16 protein-coding genes are annotated in these 16,949 nt (G+C 70.3%); 7 read left to right on the top strand and 9 right to left on the bottom strand.

Annotated features, from left to right (window positions below; all coding sequences use genetic code 11):
- Nucleotides 1–119 precede the first annotated feature (119 nt).
- The 3 genes from ACIBLC_RS17505 to ACIBLC_RS17495 are packed head-to-tail and all read right to left on the bottom strand — an operon-like array spanning nucleotide 120 to nucleotide 3,302.
- Entirely contained in the window at nucleotides 120–1,001 is an 882-nt protein-coding gene (locus ACIBLC_RS17505; RefSeq protein WP_399211837.1) for a carbohydrate ABC transporter permease, read from the bottom strand.
- Nucleotide 1,002: 1 nt separating this feature from the next.
- A complete protein-coding gene (locus ACIBLC_RS17500; protein WP_399211836.1) occupies nucleotides 1,003–1,935 on the bottom strand; it encodes a carbohydrate ABC transporter permease in 933 nt (310 codons plus the stop codon).
- On the bottom strand, nucleotides 1,932–3,302 hold the full coding sequence (locus tag ACIBLC_RS17495) for an extracellular solute-binding protein (protein WP_399212188.1): 1,371 nt from the start codon (nucleotides 3,300–3,302) through the stop codon (nucleotides 1,932–1,934). The genes ACIBLC_RS17500 and ACIBLC_RS17495 overlap by 4 nt, the downstream gene beginning before the upstream one ends.
- 453 nt (nucleotides 3,303–3,755) lie before the next feature.
- Here ACIBLC_RS17495 and ACIBLC_RS17490 point away from each other — a divergent pair, with 453 nt between their 5' ends.
- Together ACIBLC_RS17490 and ACIBLC_RS17485 are read left to right on the top strand one after the other, a co-directional pair.
- Entirely contained in the window at nucleotides 3,756–4,427 is a 672-nt protein-coding gene (locus ACIBLC_RS17490; protein WP_399211835.1) for a TetR family transcriptional regulator, read from the top strand.
- An 8-nt stretch (nucleotides 4,428–4,435) separates the two neighbouring features.
- On the top strand, nucleotides 4,436–5,227 hold the full coding sequence (locus tag ACIBLC_RS17485) for an SDR family NAD(P)-dependent oxidoreductase (RefSeq protein ID WP_399211834.1): 792 nt from the start codon (nucleotides 4,436–4,438) through the stop codon (nucleotides 5,225–5,227).
- A 22-nt stretch (nucleotides 5,228–5,249) separates the two neighbouring features.
- On the opposite strand, the gene ACIBLC_RS17480 is transcribed toward ACIBLC_RS17485, so the two are convergent.
- Both ACIBLC_RS17480 and ACIBLC_RS17475 read right to left on the bottom strand, forming a co-directional pair.
- Nucleotides 5,250–5,930 (bottom strand): response regulator, encoded by a 681-nt coding sequence (locus ACIBLC_RS17480; RefSeq protein WP_399211833.1) that lies wholly within the window; start codon nucleotides 5,928–5,930, stop codon nucleotides 5,250–5,252.
- Nucleotides 5,927–7,663, bottom strand: a complete 1,737-nt coding sequence (locus tag ACIBLC_RS17475) for an ATP-binding protein (protein WP_399211832.1) — start codon at nucleotides 7,661–7,663, stop codon at nucleotides 5,927–5,929. The genes ACIBLC_RS17480 and ACIBLC_RS17475 overlap by 4 nt, the downstream gene beginning before the upstream one ends.
- 237 nt (nucleotides 7,664–7,900) lie before the next feature.
- On the opposite strand from ACIBLC_RS17475, the gene ACIBLC_RS17470 reads away from it, so the two are divergent.
- On the top strand, nucleotides 7,901–9,322 hold the full coding sequence (locus ACIBLC_RS17470) for a cation:dicarboxylate symporter family transporter (protein WP_399212187.1): 1,422 nt from the start codon (nucleotides 7,901–7,903) through the stop codon (nucleotides 9,320–9,322).
- A gap of 55 nt (nucleotides 9,323–9,377) precedes the next feature.
- On the opposite strand, the gene ACIBLC_RS17465 is transcribed toward ACIBLC_RS17470, so the two are convergent.
- From ACIBLC_RS17465 to ACIBLC_RS17455, 3 genes are read right to left on the bottom strand one after another with little or no spacing between them, the layout of a single operon-like run.
- A complete protein-coding gene (locus ACIBLC_RS17465) occupies nucleotides 9,378–9,998 on the bottom strand; it encodes a TetR/AcrR family transcriptional regulator (protein ID WP_399211831.1) in 621 nt (206 codons plus the stop codon).
- A gap of 60 nt (nucleotides 9,999–10,058) precedes the next feature.
- A complete protein-coding gene (locus ACIBLC_RS17460; protein WP_399211830.1) occupies nucleotides 10,059–10,955 on the bottom strand; it encodes an aldo/keto reductase in 897 nt (298 codons plus the stop codon).
- Nucleotide 10,956: 1 nt separating this feature from the next.
- On the bottom strand, nucleotides 10,957–11,904 hold the full coding sequence (locus tag ACIBLC_RS17455; RefSeq protein WP_399211829.1) for an NAD-dependent epimerase/dehydratase family protein: 948 nt from the start codon (nucleotides 11,902–11,904) through the stop codon (nucleotides 10,957–10,959).
- Between the two features lie 39 nt (nucleotides 11,905–11,943).
- On the opposite strand from ACIBLC_RS17455, the gene ACIBLC_RS17450 reads away from it, so the two are divergent.
- The 4 genes from ACIBLC_RS17450 (at nucleotide 11,944) to ACIBLC_RS17435 (ending at nucleotide 15,767) form a co-directional block, all read left to right on the top strand.
- Nucleotides 11,944–12,465 carry an Lrp/AsnC family transcriptional regulator gene (locus tag ACIBLC_RS17450; protein WP_399211828.1) on the top strand — a complete coding sequence of 174 codons (522 nt, stop codon included), beginning with the start codon at nucleotides 11,944–11,946 and terminating at the stop codon, nucleotides 12,463–12,465.
- A 54-nt stretch (nucleotides 12,466–12,519) separates the two neighbouring features.
- A complete protein-coding gene (locus ACIBLC_RS17445) occupies nucleotides 12,520–12,948 on the top strand; it encodes a MerR family transcriptional regulator (protein ID WP_399211827.1) in 429 nt (142 codons plus the stop codon).
- A 14-nt stretch (nucleotides 12,949–12,962) separates the two neighbouring features.
- The gene (locus tag ACIBLC_RS17440; protein WP_399212186.1) at nucleotides 12,963–13,277 is read left to right on the top strand and encodes a thioredoxin family protein; all 315 of its coding nucleotides are present in this window, start codon (nucleotides 12,963–12,965) and stop codon (nucleotides 13,275–13,277) included.
- Nucleotides 13,278–13,547: 270 nt separating this feature from the next.
- On the top strand, nucleotides 13,548–15,767 hold the full coding sequence (locus ACIBLC_RS17435; protein ID WP_399211826.1) for a HelD family protein: 2,220 nt from the start codon (nucleotides 13,548–13,550) through the stop codon (nucleotides 15,765–15,767).
- 173 nt (nucleotides 15,768–15,940) lie between these two features.
- Here the strand turns inward: ACIBLC_RS17435 and glgB are convergent.
- Nucleotides 15,941–16,949 (bottom strand): 1,4-alpha-glucan branching enzyme (gene glgB / locus ACIBLC_RS17430; RefSeq protein WP_399211825.1); only part of this gene is annotated, 1,009 nt, incomplete at its 5' end.

Below are 16,949 nucleotides of genomic sequence, written 5' to 3'. Positions count from 1 at the left end.
CCCCGCCCGTCTGACATGTGCTCGGCCGCCACGGGTACGCGGTGTGGGCCGCCCCCCTCGGGGGCCGGCCCACACCGCTTCGTGTTGTCCGGGACGGAGGCGCGATACACGCCCCGCACTCACCCCTTGACCGCCCCGCCCAGTGCGAACCCCCCGCCCACCCGCCGGGCCACCAGGACGTACAGCAGGATCACCGGCGTCGAGTAGATGATCGAGAACGCGGCCAACTGGCCGTAGACGACGGTGCCTCGGTTGCCGAAGAAGTCGTTGATGCTCACCGACGCGGGCATCTGGTCGGGGGTCAGCAGGAGCATGAACGGGACGAAGAAGTTGCCCCACATCATCACGAACGAGAAGACCGTCACCACGGCCACTCCCGGCCCCATCAGGGGGAGCACGATCCGGACGAGTGACTGGAGCGAGGACGCGCCGTCCGTCCAGGCCGCCTCCTCCAGTTCCTTCGGTACGCCGTCCATGAAGTTCTTCATCAGCCAGATGGCGAAGGGGAGTTGGGAGGCGGCGAAGAAGAAGATCGTGCCCTGCATGGTGTCGATCAGGTTCACCTGGACGAACAGCGCGTACACCGGCACCATGATCGCCGTGATCGGCAGGCTCGTCGCGAACAGGATGGTCAGCAGGAACGGCCGGTTCAGCCGCGACCGGAAACGCGACAGCGGGTACGCCGCCAGCGTCGAGCACACCACCGTCAGCAGGGTGCCGCCGCCGCACAGGATCAGGCTGTTGAGCAGCGGCGTGAAGGTGATGTCCGGTTCGAGGACCGCGTCGAAGTTGTCCAGCGTGAGACTGTCCGGAAGCTGAACTCGCAGACCCGCGTGCGGATCGAGCGCGGACAGGACCACCCAGACCAGCGGCAGCGCGAACGCGGCGGCCAGCACGAGGAGTCCGGCGTCCGCCGCCAGCCGCCGGGTGGAGCGGCGCCGGGACCTGAGGGGCGTACGAGCGGTCGTACGGGCGGTTGTGCGAACCGCGGGGACCGCCATCTCAGACCTCCGTCCGCAGCAGGCGCATGTACACGACCGAGAACAGCGAGCCGACCACCAGGAGCAGCAACGCCACCGCCGTCCCGTACCCGATCATGCTCTTCTGGAAGGCCTGCTCGTACATGAACAGCGGCAGGGTCTGGCTCTTGCCGCTCGGCCCGCCGCGGGTCATCACCCAGATCAGCCCGAACACCGAGAGCGTCTGAAGGGTGTTGAGCATGAGGTTTGTGCCGATCGACCGGCGGATCATCGGCAGCGTGATGTGCCACATCCGCCGCCAGCCACCCGCCCCGTCGACCTCCGCCGCCTCCGTGATCTCCTTCGGGATCTCGTTCAGCGCGGCAGAGTAGACGAGCATCGAGAAAGCCGTCCCGCGCCACACGTTCGCGAACGAGACCGCCAGGATCGGCAGCGTGAACAGCCAGTTCTGGGACGGGAGATGGAGCCAGTCGAGGACCGCGTTCAGGGTGCCCTCGCGCCGGAAGAAGGCGTACAGCAGGAACCCCGCGACCACCTCGGGCAGCACCCACGCCGTGACGACGATCCCGCCCACCACCGTCCGCACCGGCTTCGACGCCCGCTGCATCAGCGCGGCCAGCGCCAGCCCCAGCGTGTTTTGCCCGACCAGCGACGACAGCACCGTGAACACCAGCGTCAGCCAGACCGCGTTGAGGAAGGCCTCGTCCCGGAACGCCGCCCGGAAGTTGTCGAAGCCGACGAACGACGAGTACGCCTGACCCGTCAACTGCAGGTCCGTGAAGGCGATGTACCCGCAGTAGCCGATCGGGCCCGCGAGGAAGAGGAGCAGCAGGATGACGGCGGGGGAGACGGGGAGGGCCCGCAGCAGGGAACGACGGAGGCTTCCCCGGCGGGGGGCGGCGGCCTTCGGGCCCGGGGTGCGGACCGTGGGCGCCGCCCGCGTACCGACGCTCACTTGGTGATCACTTGGTCGTCGGTGGCCGTCTTCAACTCCTCGTCGTACCCGCTCGCGGCCTTGTCGACCGAGTTGTCGCCCGTCGTCACGCCCTCCATGGCCTCCTGGATGGCGGTCGAGACCTTCGGGTACGCCGGGTACGCGGGCCGGTAGTGCGTGCTGGCGACCAGATCCGTGAAGAACTTGATGCCGGGCTGCGCCTCCACGTACGCGGGGTCGGCGGCGACGTCCTTCCGTACCGCGATACCGGAGTTGGCGATGTACCACTTCTGGGCGTTCGCCTTGGTCTGCATCGTCTCGATGAACTTGAAGGCGAGGTCCGGGTTGGACGCCTTGGCCGGGACGGCCCAGGTCCAGCCGCCGGACATGCTCACCTTGCCGGGGGCCTGGCCGTTCTGCGTCGGCATGGACGCGAGCCCCAGTTTCTCGGACCACTCGGGCCAGGAGTGGCCGGCGCCCTCCAGCCAGTCCTGCGGGAGCCAGCTCCCGTCGAGGTTGATGCCGAGCTTGCCCTCGGGCAGCAGCTCGCCGCGGACCGTCGTCGCGATGTTGGGGTCGAGGGCGTCGGAGACCTCCGGGCCCAGCTTCTCCTTGAACACCGTCTCCACGAAGCCGAGGGAGTCCTTGAAGGCCTGGCTGCCGGTGATCCACTTCTTGGACGCGGTGTCGTACAGGGGGTCCGTGGAACCGTCCCCCGTGCCGTACAGCAGCATCTCGAAGCCCTGCATCGTCGCGGCCTCACCGGCGGGCTTGCCCGTGTAGATGTTCAGGGGCGTGACGCCGGGGACCTTCTCCTTGATCGCACGGGCCGCGTCGAGGACCTCGTCCCAGGTCTTCGGCTGCCAGTCCTGCGGCAGACCCGCCTGCTTGAAGATCGCCCTGTCGAACCAGAGACCCCGGGTGTCCGTCCCGTCCGGAACGCCGTACGTCTTGCCGTCCTGCGCCTTGGCCGCCGTCTTGGCCGTGTCGATGAACTGGTTCCAGTCCGCCCACTTGGCGAGGTAGCTGTCGAGCGGCTTCAAGTAGCCGCTGGTGATGTCCGAGTTGATGAGGAAGGTGTCCTCGTAGACCAGGTCGGGAGCCGTCTTCGGGGACCGAAGCATCTGCTGGAGCTTCGTGTAGTACTCGGAGTCCGGGGCCTTGATCGGGACGAGTTCGACCTTCTTTCCCGGGTTCGCCTTCTCGAACTGCTTCTTCATCTCGCCCAGGTAGGTGTCCATCACCTTGACGGAGTTGTCGGTGGACTGCTTGAACGAGACCTTCACGGTGTCCGGATCACTTCCGGATCCCGATCCGCATGCGGTGAGCGTGGTGGCGGTGAGCAGGGTGACGAGGAGAAGTGGGGCGGCGGTGGGGCGCACGGGCAGGACCTCCTGCGGGCCGACGTCGTTGGTGGCCGGGATTGTCTGCCCGGTGAACGTAAGAGGCGGGAGTATGCCGGGTCAATGACCTTGCAGCGTCTTGCCGCAGCCGGTGCGAAGAGGAGACTTCACCGTGCCCGAACAGGGCGTCACCGCCGGGGCGTTGGCGCCGTGGAGCCCGGTGTGCGGGTCGTGCCTTGTGCGCGACTTTCGGCCGCCGCGGTGAATCCGCCCCATGGGGTGCCGCTCCCGACCGGGTGCCGTAGCCGGGCCTCGAGCGGGAGCCCTGCCGCAGTCGCTTGCCGTCGTACGCCCTCGTGGCCCTCGTGGCCTTCGTGGCCTTCGCGGCGGGCCTGCGGCTGTGCGAGGGCTATACACAATCCGTGACGTCCCGATGGGACACAAGTCTCAGTGGGCATCATGTCTCACTGGGACATCTGCGGGTGTACCGTCGAGAGTATGAACGTCGAAGACCGCAGGCAGCGCAAGGCGCGGCAGACGCGGAACGCGCTGGCGGCAGCCGCTCTCGACCTGATCCTGGAGAGCGGCCTCGAAGCCGTCACCGTCGCCGCGATCGCGGAGCGTGCCGACGTCACCCGCCGCACCTTCAGCCGCTACTTCGTGGGCAAGGAGGACGCGGCCCTCGACTTCGTCCGCGAGGACGGGGACCGCATCAACGCCATGCTGCGGGACCGGCCCGGGGACGAACCCCCGCTCCTCGCCTACCGCAGGGCTGTCGGCGACTGGCTCGCCGACCGGGAGAACCCCGCCACCCATCTGCGCCCGCGCATGCGGCGGTTGCTCGCTCTCGTGGACACCGAACCCGCGCTGTTCGCCGCGTACGAGCGCATCCGGGTCGACGCCCAGGAGAACTCGGTCCGGATCATCGCCGACCGGCTCGCCCTCGAAGAAGGCGACGCCGGGGGCATGCGCCCGGCCGTCGTCGTCGACGCCGCGGCCGGTGTGCTCAGTGCCGCCCTGCGGATCTGGGCGCGCGGCACGCCCGCCCGCGACCCCGCCCCGGACGCCGGAGCGGACCTCGCCTCCCTCGTGGAGCAGGCGTACGACGCCCTGCTGGGAGAGGCGGCACTCGCGGCCTCCCACACGGAATCCAGCACAACCAGGAAGTGATCAGCACCATGGCCACCAGCACCCCCGCATCCCCCGTCACCGACTACTCCACCGAGTTCTCCGGCCGCACCGCCCTCGTCACCGGCGCCGCCTCCGGCATCGGCCTGGCCACCGCCCGCCGCCTCGGCGCCGGCGGTGCCAACGTCGTGATCGCCGACCACAACGCCGAGGGCGCCGACAAGGCCGCCGCCGAACTCCAGGCGGAGGGCATCCTCGCCGCCGCGGTCGCCGTGGACGTGACGCGCCCCGAATCCGTCGAGGCGGCCGTGCGGTTCGCCGTCGACACCTTCGGCGGCCTGCACCTCGCCGTGAACAACGCGGGCGTGGGCGGCCCGGTCGTCCCCACCGGCGAGTACGACCTCGACGCCTACAACCGTGTCGTCCGCACCAACCTCGACGGCGTCTTCCACTCGCTGCGCTACGAACTCCCCGCCATCGAGGCGGCGGACGCGGGCGGCGCCATCGTGAACGTCGCCTCCATCCTCGGCTCGGTCGGCTCCGCCGGATCGTCCGCCTACGTCGCCGCGAAGCACGGTGTGGTGGGCCTGACCAAGACCGCCGCAGCCGAGTACGCCGCGAAGGGCATCCGGATCAACGCGGTCGGCCCCGGCTTCATCGACACCCCGCTGCTGCGCGAGATGGACAGGGCCCAGTACGACGGTCTCGTCGGCCTGCACCCGGCCGGCCGCCTCGGCCGTCCCGAGGAGGTCGCCGAGCTGATCGCGTTCCTGCTCTCCGAGCGCGCCTCGTTCGTGCACGGCAGCTACCACCTCGTCGACGGCGCCTACACGGCCGTCTGAACCGGCGGCGGCCTCCGGGACCTCAGCCCTTCACCCACCGGTACTGCAACTCCGGCCGCCCCACCTGCCCGTACTGCGGAGCCCGGGCCGCCCGCCCCGACTCCACCAGGTGTTCGAGGTAGCGCCGGGCCGTGATCCGGGAGATGCCGACCAGTTCTCCGACCCCGGCCGCCGTCAGACCGCCGGCGCAGTCCCGGAGGGCGACGGTGACGCTTTCGAGGGTCGGGGCGCTCAGCCCCTTGGGCAACGCGGCCGGGCCCGGTGCGCGCAGGGTGGCGAGGGCGCGGTCCACCTCGTCCTGGCCGCTCGCCTCGCCCGCCGCCGCGTGGAACTCGGCGTACCGGACGAGACGGTCGCGCAGGGTGGCGAAGGTGAAGGGCTTCAGGACGTACTGCACGACCCCGAGCGAGACCCCCTCGCGTACGACCGCCAGATCCCTCGCCGACGTCACCGCTATCACGTCCGCGTGATAGCCCGCCGCGCGCAGGGAACGGGCGAGTTGCAGGCCGTGCACGTCCGGCAGGTGCAGGTCGAGAAGCAGCAGGTCGACCGGCGTACGGTCCAGCGCGCGCCGCGCCTCCGCGCCCGTGTGCGCCTTGCCGACGGCCGTGAAACCGGGCACGCGGCCGACGTACATGACGTGCGCGTCGGCTGCGACCGGGTCGTCCTCGACGACGAGTACGCGGATGGGGTCGGTCGTCATACGTCGCCTCCAGGCAAGGCGTGCTGGGCCGGCTCGGGCCGGTCGTCCCGCGGTCGGGCCGGCGTGGCATCCGCCCCGGCCCCGGACTCCGTGGCGGACGCCCCGGGCTCGGGCGCCGCGGTCCTCGGTGCCGAGGACACCGTAGGCAACGGCAGCCGTGCCTCGAACTCCGCCCCGCCGCCTGCGGCCTCCGTCACCGTCAGCGTGCCGTCGTGCCTGCCCACCGCCTGCCGTACGAGAGCCAGTCCCAGGCCCCGGCCGCCGGGCCCCGACGGCTTGGTCGTCCAGCCGCGCTGGAACACCGCCTCGGCGTGCGCGGGAGCGATCCCCGAGCCCGTGTCGGCGACCCGCAGCACCAGCCCGTCGGCGTCCGTGAACGCCGTCACCGTGACCCGCGCGCCCACCGTCCCCTGCGCCGCGTCCACCGCGTTGTCGATCAGGTTCCCCAGGACCGTGACCAGGTCACGGGCGGACAGCGAGTCCGGCAGCAGACCGTCGTCGATGGCGCTGTCCTGGGACACCACCAGCTCCACACCCCGCTCGTTGGCCTGCGCCGCCTTGCCCAGGAGCAGGGCGGCGAGCACCGGCTCGCTGACGGCCGCGACCACCTGGTCGGTGAGCGTCTGGGCCAGCTCCAGTTCCGCCGTGGCGAAGTCGACGGCCTCCTCGGCGCGGTCCAGCTCGATGAGGGACACCACGGTGTGCAGCCGGTTGGCGGCCTCGTGCGCCTGGGAGCGCAGCGCCAGGGTGAAGCCGCGCTCCGAGTCCAACTCGCCCATAAGCGACTGGAGTTCGGTCACGTCGCGCAGGGTCACGACGGTGCCGCGGCGCTCGCCGCCGGAGACCGGGGAGGTGTTCACCACCAGGACCCGCCGTGCGGTCAGATGCACCTCGTCCACTCGCGGCTCCGCCGAGAGGAGCGCGCCCGTCAGCGGTGCGGGCAGTCCGAGGTCGGCCACGGAACGGCCGACCACATCGCCGCTCACCCCGAGCAGCTCCCGCCCGCCGTCATTGATCAGCGCCACCTTGAACTGCCCGTCCAGCATCAGCAGACCCTCGCGTACGGCGTGCAGCGCGGCCTGGTGGTAGTCGTGCATGTGGCTCAGCTCGGCCGCGTTCATCCCGTGCGTGGAACGGCGCAGCCGCGCGTTGATGACGTACGTGCCGAGTCCGCCCAGGGCCAGCGCGCCCGCCGCGACCCCGATGAGCGCCGTCACCTGATCCTGCACGCGGGCGGTGATCGCCTCGACCTTGATGCCCGCGCTGACCAGGCCGACGATCCTGCCGTCGTCCCGGATCGGGGTGACCGCGCGGACGGAGGGGCCGAGGGTGCCGGTGTACGTCTCGGTGAAGGACTCGCCCTTCAGGGCGGGGCCGATGTGGCCGAGGAAGTGCTTGCCTATCAGCGTCTCGTCGGGGTGCGTCCAGCGGATGCCCTGCGGGTCCATGATCGTGACGAAGTCGACGTCGGTGTCCCGCTGCACCTGGAGGGCGTACGGCTGGAGGGGCTTCGTCGGGTTCGCCGTGCGGATCGCGTCGTGCACCGAGGGCGCGTCCGCGACCGCGCCCGCCACGGCCATCGCCTGACGGCCCGCGGCCTCCTCCGCCTGGCTGCGGTCGCTGACGTACGTGAAGACCGCGTACCCGGCGACGAGCACCGCGATCAGCACGGCCTGCATGCCGAAGAGCTGACCGGCGAGGCTGCGGGGTTTGGGGACGCGGGGGAAGCGCATGTCCAACAGTCTCCCTCCCCGTATAAGCGTGAACTAAATGAACGGAAGGGTGACCGCCCTCACAGGGCGGGAGATAGTCACCGCATCCCCTGGGAGTGCGCCTCCCGGACAGTCCGGGAGCCCGCTTCCCGGATCCGCCGGGAATCCGCCTTCCCGGATGCCTGGAGGCGCGACTTCCGGATCCCCGGTCGTGAGCCGCACACCGGGGTCCGCCGGTCGTGAGCCGCACGCCGGATGATGCCGACGACGTCGTCAAGGAGGGCAGCCGTGGCCAGCACCCCGCAAACCGCACCTGCCGCACCCGCCGCCAAGCGGGACCGCACCCACTATCTCTACATCGCCGTGATCGGCGCCGTGATCCTCGGTATCGCCGTCGGTCTGCTCGCTCCCGACTTCGCGGTCGAGCTGAAACCCATCGGCACCGGCTTCGTGAACCTGATCAAGATGATGATCTCCCCCATCATCTTCTGCACGATCGTGCTGGGCATCGGCTCGGTACGGAAGGCCGCGAAGGTCGGCGCCGTCGGCGGTATCGCGCTCGGATACTTCCTGGTCATGTCGCTGGTGGCGCTCACCATCGGTCTGGTCGTCGGCAACATCCTGGACCCGGGCACGGGCCTCCAGGTGACCGACGCGGTCAAGGAAGCCGGTCAGGGGCAGGTGTCGGCCGAGGCGCTGCCGCCGGTCGAGTTCGTGCTGTCGATCATCCCGACCACGATGATCTCCGCGTTCACGGAGGGCCAGGTCCTCCAGACCCTCCTGGTGGCGCTGCTCGCCGGGTTCGCGCTCCAGGCCATGGGATCGGCCGGACAGCCCGTCCTGCGCGGGATCGAGCACATCCAGCGGCTCGTCTTCCGCATCCTCGCCATGGTGATGTGGGCGGCCCCGCTCGGTGCCTTCGGCGCCATCGCGGCCGTCACCGGTTCCGCCGGAGTCGACGCGCTCAAGAGCCTCGCCGTCCTGATGCTCGGCTTCTACGTGACCTGCTTCCTCTTCGTCTTCGTCGTGCTCGGCACGATGCTGCGCGTCATCACGGGCCTGAACATCCTCACGTTCTTCAAGTACCTGGGCCGTGAGTTCCTGCTCATCCTGTCCACCTCCTCCTCCGAGTCCGCTCTTCCGCGGCTCATCGCGAAGATGGAGCACATGGGCGTGAGCAAGCCGGTGGTCGGCATCACCGTCCCGACCGGCTACTCCTTCAACCTCGACGGCACCATGATCTACATGACCATGGCCTCTCTCTACATCGCGGACGCCCTGGGCACCCCGATGTCGCTCGGGGAGCAGATCCCGCTGCTGCTCTTCCTCTTGGTCGCCTCGAAGGGTGCGGCGGGCGTCAGCGGCGCAGGCCTCGCCACGCTGGCCGGCGGTCTCCAGTCGCACAAGCCCGCTCTGGTGGACGGCGTAGGCCTCATCGTCGGCATCGACCGCTTCATGAGCGAGGCGCGCGCCCTGACGAACTTCGCCGGCAACGCGGTCGCCACCGTCCTGATCGGCACCTGGACCAAGGAGATCGACACGGACCGCGTGCACCGCGTCCTCGCCGGTGAGCTGCCGTTCGACGAGAAGACCCTGCTGGACGACGACGAGGACGCCGGGACTCCGGCCGACACGGAGGTCCCGGAGCAGGGCGGCGAGAAGGAACTGGCCAAGGCGTAGTCGTCGCGGGTGCCCTCCTGAACGGGGCGCCCGCGCACCGGCCGAAGCCGTGACCTCAGTCGCTCAGTCCGGCCACCAGCTCGGTGGCCCGTGAGGCGGGTACGCCCGCCGCGGTCAGCATCGTGACCGCGGCGGAGCGGCCCGCCTCCTCCGCTGCCAGCAGTCCGTCGTTCACCGCCTCCATGAGGGCGAAGAGCATGTGTTCGTGTACGTGGGCGAGCACCGGCGCGGGCAGCGGGGACGCGAACACACCCTGTTCCAGGCCGTGTCGGAGCACCTCCGCACATGCCTCGCGGACGGGGGTGAGGCGGTCGCGGATACCCCGGGGCGTGACATCGCGCTGGGCGAGCGCGATCAGCAGCCGGTAGCGGTCGGCTATCTCCCACACGGCCAGCGTCGAGCGCGCCAGCGACTCCGCCGGATCCTCGACACCCTCCCGGCTCGCCGAGTGCACGGCCCGCACCGCGTCCACCGCACCGTCGAACAACGTACAGATCAGCGCCTCACGGCTCGGGAAATGCCCGTACACCGTCCGCCGTACGACGCCCGCGGCCCGCGCGATCTGGTCCATGGACGCGTCGGGATCCCGCAGCAGCTCGCCGAGCGCGACGTCCAGGATCCGGCGCCGGTTCACATCCGCGCGGCTGAGGCCGGCCATGGTGGTCATACGCGCCATTCTGCCCGCCCGCCGTCACCTGTGGCGCGGCCTCCACGAGGGCTCCACCGGCGCTCCGTGTCAGCGTCCCGCCGCCGCCCCGTCGAGCCTCGCCAGTTCGTCCGGTGCCAGCGTCAGGTCAGCCGCTCCGGCCGAGTCCCGGACGCTCTCCGGACGACTGGCGCCGGGGATGGGGATCACGGTGGGCGAGGCGGCCAACTGCCAGGCCAGGCACACCTGTTGAGGGCTCACCCGGTGGGCGCGGGCCACCTCGTGGAAGGCGCCGAAGCGGTCGTCGGGCGACCCTGCCTCCGACGGTCCGTCCAGGGAGCTGCGGGAGATGCCGGCCAGCGGGCTCCAGGGGAGGAAGGCGATGCCGAGGTCGGCGCAGAGGCGGAGCTCGGGGGCGCTGTGGCGGACGGCGGGGGAGTACTGGTTCTGGACAGAGACCAGGCGGTCGCCGAGGACCGCCCTGGCCCGGTGGATCTGGGGGACGGTCGTGTTGGAGACTCCGGCGAGGCGGATCTTTCCCTCGTCGAGGAGTTCGCGCAGGGCGCCGAGCGAGTCCTCGAAGGGGACGGCCGGGTCGGGCTTGTGGAGCTGGTAGAGGCCGATCGCCTCCACGCCGAGCCGCTTGAGGGAGGCCTCCGCCGCGGACCTGAGGTGGGACGGCGAACCCGTCACCGTCCAACCGCCGTCGGCCGGTCTGCCGCGCCCGCCCTTCGTGGCCACGAGCACGTCGGCCGTGTCGCCGCCGTAGGTGGCGAGAGCGCGGGCCACGAGCCGTTCGTTGTGGCCGGGCTCCTCGCCGGGCAGGTGGTAGGAGTCCGCGGTGTCCAGGAGCGTCACGCCCGCGTCGAGGGCGGCGTGCACGGTGGCCAGGGCGCGTGCCTCGTCCGGGCGGCCCTCGATGGACAGCGGCATCGCACCGAGGCCGATCGCGCCGACGCGGAGACCTCCGAGGGGGCGTTGGCGCATGTCAGTTGTCCTTTCCGAGTGTCTCGGCCACGGCTCGCGGCAGCCATTCACGGGCCTCGCCGAAGGTGAAACCGAGCTTCGTGGCACGCGAGTTGTCCATGCCGTAGGACCGCGCGAACGAGAGGGGTGAGACCTCGCCGACTTCGGTGGTCCGGAATTCCGTCCTGCCCTCCGGAAGGTGTACGGCCACCGCCTCGCACAACTCCCCGGTGGTGAGCACTCCATGGGACGCGGCGTTCACCGGTCCGGTGAATTCGGCGCCCGCCGTCCAGGCGAGGAAGTCGGCGATCTCCTCGACGTGGATGTACGTCGCGGGGTGGTTCACGGTGGGGACGGCGATCGGTCCGCCGGTGCGGACGCGGTCGACGTAGTGGTCGAGGCGGCCGGTGAAGTCGTCGTCTCCGCCCAGGACATGGGCGACGCGTACGGCCACGCAGGCGAACTCGGGGCCGCCGGCCGCGAGAACCGCCTCGGCCTGGCGCTTGCCCTCGCCGTAGTGCGTCTCCCGGAACTCGGGCTCGTCCCAGGGGAGTTCGAGGTCGACGGCGACCGTGCGAGGGTCCACGGCATCCTCACGCACGAGTGCCGCCGAGTCCTCGTACTCGTACACCTCGACGGTGGAGGTCATGACGTACCGTCGCGTGCGGCCCGAGAAGACGCGCCGCGCGATCTCGGCCTGCCCGGGCGTGTAGCAGACCTGGTCGACGACGACATCGAAGGCACGCGAACCCAGGGCGTTCTCCAGGGACTTCTCGTCGTCGCGGTCGGCAATGAGATGGGTTACCCCCGGAGGCGGTGCGGAGGAGCCGCGATTGATGACGGTGACCCGGTCCCCGGCCGCGATCAGCCGGGCAATCAGCCGCTTTCCGAAATACCGGTTTCCGCCGATGACGCATATCTCGCGCACACCGCACCCCTCCCGAAACGTTTCCCGAACTTCTATGGCCATAATTCTCCCGAGGCAACGCTGAGGTCTGAAGGGGGAGTCATGGGAGATCCGGCCGCGGCACCGAAGGAACCACGGCATCCGCGAGCCGCCGCCAACGAAACGTCGGCGGCCTTCGACGCGCTGGACCGGCAGATCCTGGAGCTGCTGCAGAGCGACGGCCGGATCAGGCTCAGTGAGCTGGGCCGCCGTGTCCTGCTGAGCCCGGCGGCCGTCGCCGAGCGGGTCCGCCGGCTGGAGTCGACGGGCGCCATCACCGGCTACGGCGCCCATGTCTCGCCGCCCCGCCTCGGCTACGGCATCCAGGCCTTCATCCGCGTCGACCCGCACGGCGGCTACACCCTGAAGCACCCCAGGACGCTCGAACTGCTCGCCCGCCCCGAGGTCGTCGAGGTCCACCACGTCGTCGGCGAGGACTGCTGGATCCTCAAGGTCGCCGTCCGGGACACCATCCACCTGGAGGACGTCCTGGAACAGACCTCCGCGCTCGGCCGCACGACGACGTCGATCGTCCTGTCCTCACCGGTGGAGCGGAAGCCGCTGCTGCCGCCGGCCCACGGCTGAGACTCCCGGATACGTCCTTGCCTTGACGTCGGCGTCAAGGACTACCGTCGCGGTATGCGAATCGGCGAGCTGGCGGCGCGGGCCGGGACCTCCACGCGGACCCTGCGGTACTACGAGTCGCGGGGGCTGCTGCCCGCGCGGCGCGGTGCGAACGGGTACCGGACGTACGACGACGCCGACCTGCGGTTGCTGCGGCAGATCAGGACGTTGCAGGACTTCGGGTTCGACCTGGAGGAGACGCGGCCCTTCGTGGAGTGTCTGCGGGCCGGGCATCCCGAGGGCGACTCGTGCCCCGCGTCACTGGAGGTCTACCGGCGCAAGCTGGGCGAACTCGACGCGGTGATCGACGAGCTGGTGGCGGTGCGCGCGACGGTCGGCGAGCAGCTGGCCCGGGCGGAGCGGGCGCGTGACGAGCTGGCGGCCGATTCCGAGGTTCCGGGCGGCCCGGAACCCGTATGCGAACTGGGAGGGCGGACGCGGTGATCAAGGCAGCGAGTGTGGCCGAGGTGACGGACGGGGACTTCGAGGCGGAGGTGATCGGGTCGGAGCTGCCCGTGCTGGTGGAGTTCACGGCCGACTGGTGCCCGCCGTGCCGGCAGATGGCGCCGGTGCTGGCCGCCCTCGCCGCCGAGGAGGGGGAGCGGCTCAAGGTCGTACAGCTCGACGTGGACACCAACCCGGAGACCACGCTCGCGTACGGCGTGCTGTCGATGCCCACGTTCATGGTGTTCCGCGGGGGCGAGCCGGTGAAGTCGCTGGTGGGGTCCCGGCCCAAGCGGCGGCTCCTGGAGGAGCTGTCCGACGTGCTGTAGCCACCCGGGTCCCGGAACCCCGGCCGACAACGGGAAATCCCCCGAGCGCAATTGCGCTCGGGGGATTTCCTTGCGTATATTTAATGGTTCGCGACTTCAAGAGGATTGAAACGCGAAGAAGTTCAGTAGCCACAGTGTATCCGGCCGGGAGTGGAATTGTCAACCAGGGGCTCAAACACCGACTCCACCACGAAATCCATCAAAGACTCCATCAAAGACTCGAAAACAGAGTCCGCCGCAGAGTCCGCCGCAGGGCTTATCGACGATGAATTGCGGATCGAGCAGGAATTCATCGACGGGGTGTACGCGCGCGTGGACGCACTGCGCGGCGACACGGAGGCGGCAGTCGTCGACGCCCTCGGGCAGGGGAACACACCCATGCAGGCGCGCCTGGAGCGGGACGTGCTCGTCGCCGAGCGCTCGGGACTGCTGGCCGCGCTGAACGCCGTGGACGGTTCGCTCTGCTTCGGCCGGATCGACCTCACATCCGGCCTGAGCCACCACATCGGCCGTATCGGCATCCGCGCCGACGACACCGAGCACACCCCGATGCTCATCGACTGGCGGGCCCCGGTCGCCCGCCCCTTCTACCTGGCCACCGGGCACACCCCGATGGGCCTGCGCCGTCGCCGGCACATCACCACCGACGGCCGGCAGGTCACCGACCTGCACGACGAGATCCTCGACCTGGGCGACCGCGAGCGCACCGGGCACGAGGACCCGAGCGGCGACGCGGTGCTCCTCGCCGCCCTCAACTCGGCGCGCACCGGCCGGATGAGCGACATCGTGCAGACCATCCAGGCCGAGCAGGACCAGATCATCCGCGCGCCCCACCAGGGAGTGCTGGTGGTCGAGGGCGGCCCCGGCACCGGCAAGACGGCCGTCGCGCTGCACCGGGCCGCCTATCTGCTGTACGAGTACCGGGAGTTGCTCGCCAAGCGGGCCGTCCTGATCGTCGGCCCGAACCCCGCCTTCCTCGGCTACATCGGCGAGGTGCTGCCCTCGCTGGGCGAGACGGGCGTGCTGCTCGCGACGGTGGGGGAACTGTTCCCCGGTGTGAGGACGACCGCCACCGACACACCCGAGGCGGCCACCGTGAAGGGGCGCGCCGACATGGCCGACGTGCTCGCCGCCGTCGTACGCGACCGGCAGGGCCTTCCCGACCCCGTCATCGCCATCGAGCACGACCGGGACATCCTCATGCTCGACGCCGGTCTGGTCCGGGTCGCCCGTGAGCGCACCCGCGAGGCGCAGTTGCCGCACAACGTCGCGCGGGAGTACTTCGAGGGCCACATCCTCAACACGCTCACCGACATGCTGGCCGAGCGCATCGGCACGGACCCCTTCGACGGGTCGAATCTCCTCGACGCGAGCGACATCACGCAGATCCGGGACGAACTGGCCGAGAACCCCGAAGTCTGGGGAGCCATCGAGCAGTTGTGGCCGCGGCTGACTCCGAGGCGGCTGGTCGCGGACTTCCTCGCAGAGCCCGAGGGGTATCTGCCGGACGGGGACGCGGACGCCGTTCGCCGGGAGGTCACCCGGGAGTGGACCATCGCTGACGTACCGCTCCTCGACGAGGCCGCCGAACTGCTGGGCGAGGACGACCGGGTGGCCCGCGCCCTCGCCGACCAGGAGAAGCGCAACCAGGTCGCCTACGCGCAGGGCGTGCTGGACGTGTCCTACGCCTCCCGGACGTACGAGTTCGAGGACATGGGCGAGGAGGAGTCCGAGGTCCTCTCCGCGCACAACATCATCGACGCCGAGCGGATGGCCGAGCGCCACGAGGAGGACGACCACCGCAGTGCCGCCGAGCGGGCGGCGGGCGACCGGACCTGGGCGTTCGGGCACATCATCGTGGACGAGGCCCAGGAGTTGTCGCCGATGGCCTGGCGGCTGCTGATGCGGCGCAGTCCCACGCGGTCGATGACGCTGGTCGGCGACCCCGCGCAGACCTCCGAGGCGGGCGGGGTCGGGTCCTGGGCGGACATCCTCGCGCCGTACGTCGACGACCGCTGGGAGCACACCCGCCTCGCCGTCAACTACCGCACCCCGTCCGAGATCATGGACCTCGCGGCGGGAGTCCAGCGGGCCGAGCATCCTGGGTTCGAGCCGCCTCGGTCCGTACGGAGCACCGGGGTACGGCCCTGGGTGCGCGCCGTGTCCGACGACCTGCCCGGCGCGGTCGCCAAGGCCGTCGCCGAGCTGGCCCCCGCGGAGGGGCGGCTCGCGGTGATCGCGCCGCGCGCGCTCCACGGGTCCCTCGCCGCGCGGCTCGACGGCGTGACCGCGGGGGAGGCGCCCGACCTCACGCGGCCGGTGGTCCTTCTCGATCCCCGGCAGGCCAAGGGGCTCGAGTTCGACTCCGTGCTGGTGGTCGAACCCGGGGGGTTCGGGACGAGTGATCTGTACGTGGCTCTTACTCGGGCCACGCAGGCGTTGGGGGTGCTTCACGCCGGGGAGCTGCCTGGTGGGTTGCGGGAGGCGTAGGAAGGGTTCTTCGCCCCCTCCGCCCCTTCCCATTCCCGTCCCTTGGGGGCTCCGCCCCCAAACCCCCACTCCTCAAACGCCGGAGGGGCTATTCCTAGCCCGTCCGGCGTTTGAGGACGAGCGCGCCAGCGCGACGAACGGGACGGGCAGGGGCGGAGGGGGCGAAAAACTTCTCAAGCCGGGCGGAGCCAGATCGTTGACAGTGGTGGCAAGGTCAGGCGGATGCCCGCCGGCTGGCCGTGGGTGGGGTGGGACTCGGGTTTGACGGGGTCCGGGTTGGCGACGTCGCTGCCGCCGTAGCGGGCGGTGTCGGTGTTGAGGATCTCCTGCCAGGCAGTGGCGGAATCGGGAACGCCGATGCGGTACCCGTGCCGGACGACGGGGGAGAAGTGGGACACCGCCAGCAGGGGCGTGCCGTCCGCGGCGCGACGCAGGAAGGCGAAGACGTTGTCCTCGGCGGAGTCGCCGGTGATCCAGGAGAAGCCGGACGGGTCGGTGTCGCGTTCCCAGAGAGCGGGTTCGTGCTGGTAGGTGGTGTTGAGGTCGCGCACGAGATCGCGGACGCCACGGTGGTCGGGCTCGGCGCCGTAGGCGGGGTCGAGGAGCCACCAGTCGGGCCCGTGGGCCTCGGACCATTCGGCGCCCTGGGCGAACTCCTGGCCCATGAAGAGAAGCTGCTTGCCGGGGTGGGCCCACATGAAGGCGAGGTAGGCGCGCAGGGTGGCGCGTTGCTGCCACCAGTCGCCGGGCATCTTGGAGACGAGTGAGCGCTTGCCGTGGACGACCTCGTCGTGGGAGATCGGCAGGACGTAGTTCTCGCTGTAGGCGTACACCATCGAGAACGTCATCTCGTGATGGTGGAACTTGCGGTGCACCGGCTCGTGGGTCACGTAGTCCAGCGAGTCGTGCATCCAGCCCATGTTCCACTTCAGCCCGAAACCGAGGCCGCCGAAACCGCCGGGGCCGAGGTGATCGGTGGCCCGGGTGACACCGTCCCAGGCTGTCGACTCCTCGGCGATGGTGACGACGCCGGGGTTGCGGCGGTAGACGGTGGCGTTCATCTCCTGGAGGAACGCGACGGCGTCGAGGTTCTCGCGGCCGCCGTGTTCGTTGGGGGTCCACTGGCCGGCTTCGCGGGAGTAGTCGAGGTAGAGCATGGAGGCGACGGCGTCGACGCGGAGG

The sequence above is a fragment of the Streptomyces sp. NPDC050535 genome (assembly GCF_044457665.1).
In the GTDB taxonomy this organism is placed as follows: Bacteria; Actinomycetota; Actinomycetes; order Streptomycetales; family Streptomycetaceae; genus Streptomyces.
The sequence above is the reverse complement of the archived record's forward strand: the minus strand, read 5'-3'. Positions and strand labels throughout refer to the sequence as shown.

Excerpts from the sequence above, each read along its gene's own strand:
- ACIBLC_RS17470 (WP_399212187.1), top strand. The coding sequence starts at position 7,901 with ATGCCGACGACGTCGTCAAGGAGGGCAGCCGTGGCCAGCACCCCGCAA.
- ACIBLC_RS17485 (WP_399211834.1), top strand. The coding sequence starts at position 4,436 with ATGGCCACCAGCACCCCCGCATCCCCCGTCACCGACTACTCCACCGAG.
- ACIBLC_RS17450 (WP_399211828.1), top strand. The coding sequence starts at position 11,944 with ATGGGAGATCCGGCCGCGGCACCGAAGGAACCACGGCATCCGCGAGCC.
- ACIBLC_RS17445 (WP_399211827.1), top strand. The coding sequence starts at position 12,520 with ATGCGAATCGGCGAGCTGGCGGCGCGGGCCGGGACCTCCACGCGGACC.
- ACIBLC_RS17465 (WP_399211831.1), bottom strand. The coding sequence starts at position 9,998 with ATGGCGCGTATGACCACCATGGCCGGCCTCAGCCGCGCGGATGTGAAC.
- ACIBLC_RS17460 (WP_399211830.1), bottom strand. The coding sequence starts at position 10,955 with ATGCGCCAACGCCCCCTCGGAGGTCTCCGCGTCGGCGCGATCGGCCTC.
- ACIBLC_RS17490 (WP_399211835.1), top strand. The coding sequence starts at position 3,756 with ATGAACGTCGAAGACCGCAGGCAGCGCAAGGCGCGGCAGACGCGGAAC.
- ACIBLC_RS17475 (WP_399211832.1), bottom strand. The coding sequence starts at position 7,663 with ATGCGCTTCCCCCGCGTCCCCAAACCCCGCAGCCTCGCCGGTCAGCTC.
- ACIBLC_RS17455 (WP_399211829.1), bottom strand. The coding sequence starts at position 11,904 with ATGGCCATAGAAGTTCGGGAAACGTTTCGGGAGGGGTGCGGTGTGCGC.
- ACIBLC_RS17480 (WP_399211833.1), bottom strand. The coding sequence starts at position 5,930 with ATGACGACCGACCCCATCCGCGTACTCGTCGTCGAGGACGACCCGGTC.
- ACIBLC_RS17505 (WP_399211837.1), bottom strand. The coding sequence starts at position 1,001 with ATGGCGGTCCCCGCGGTTCGCACAACCGCCCGTACGACCGCTCGTACG.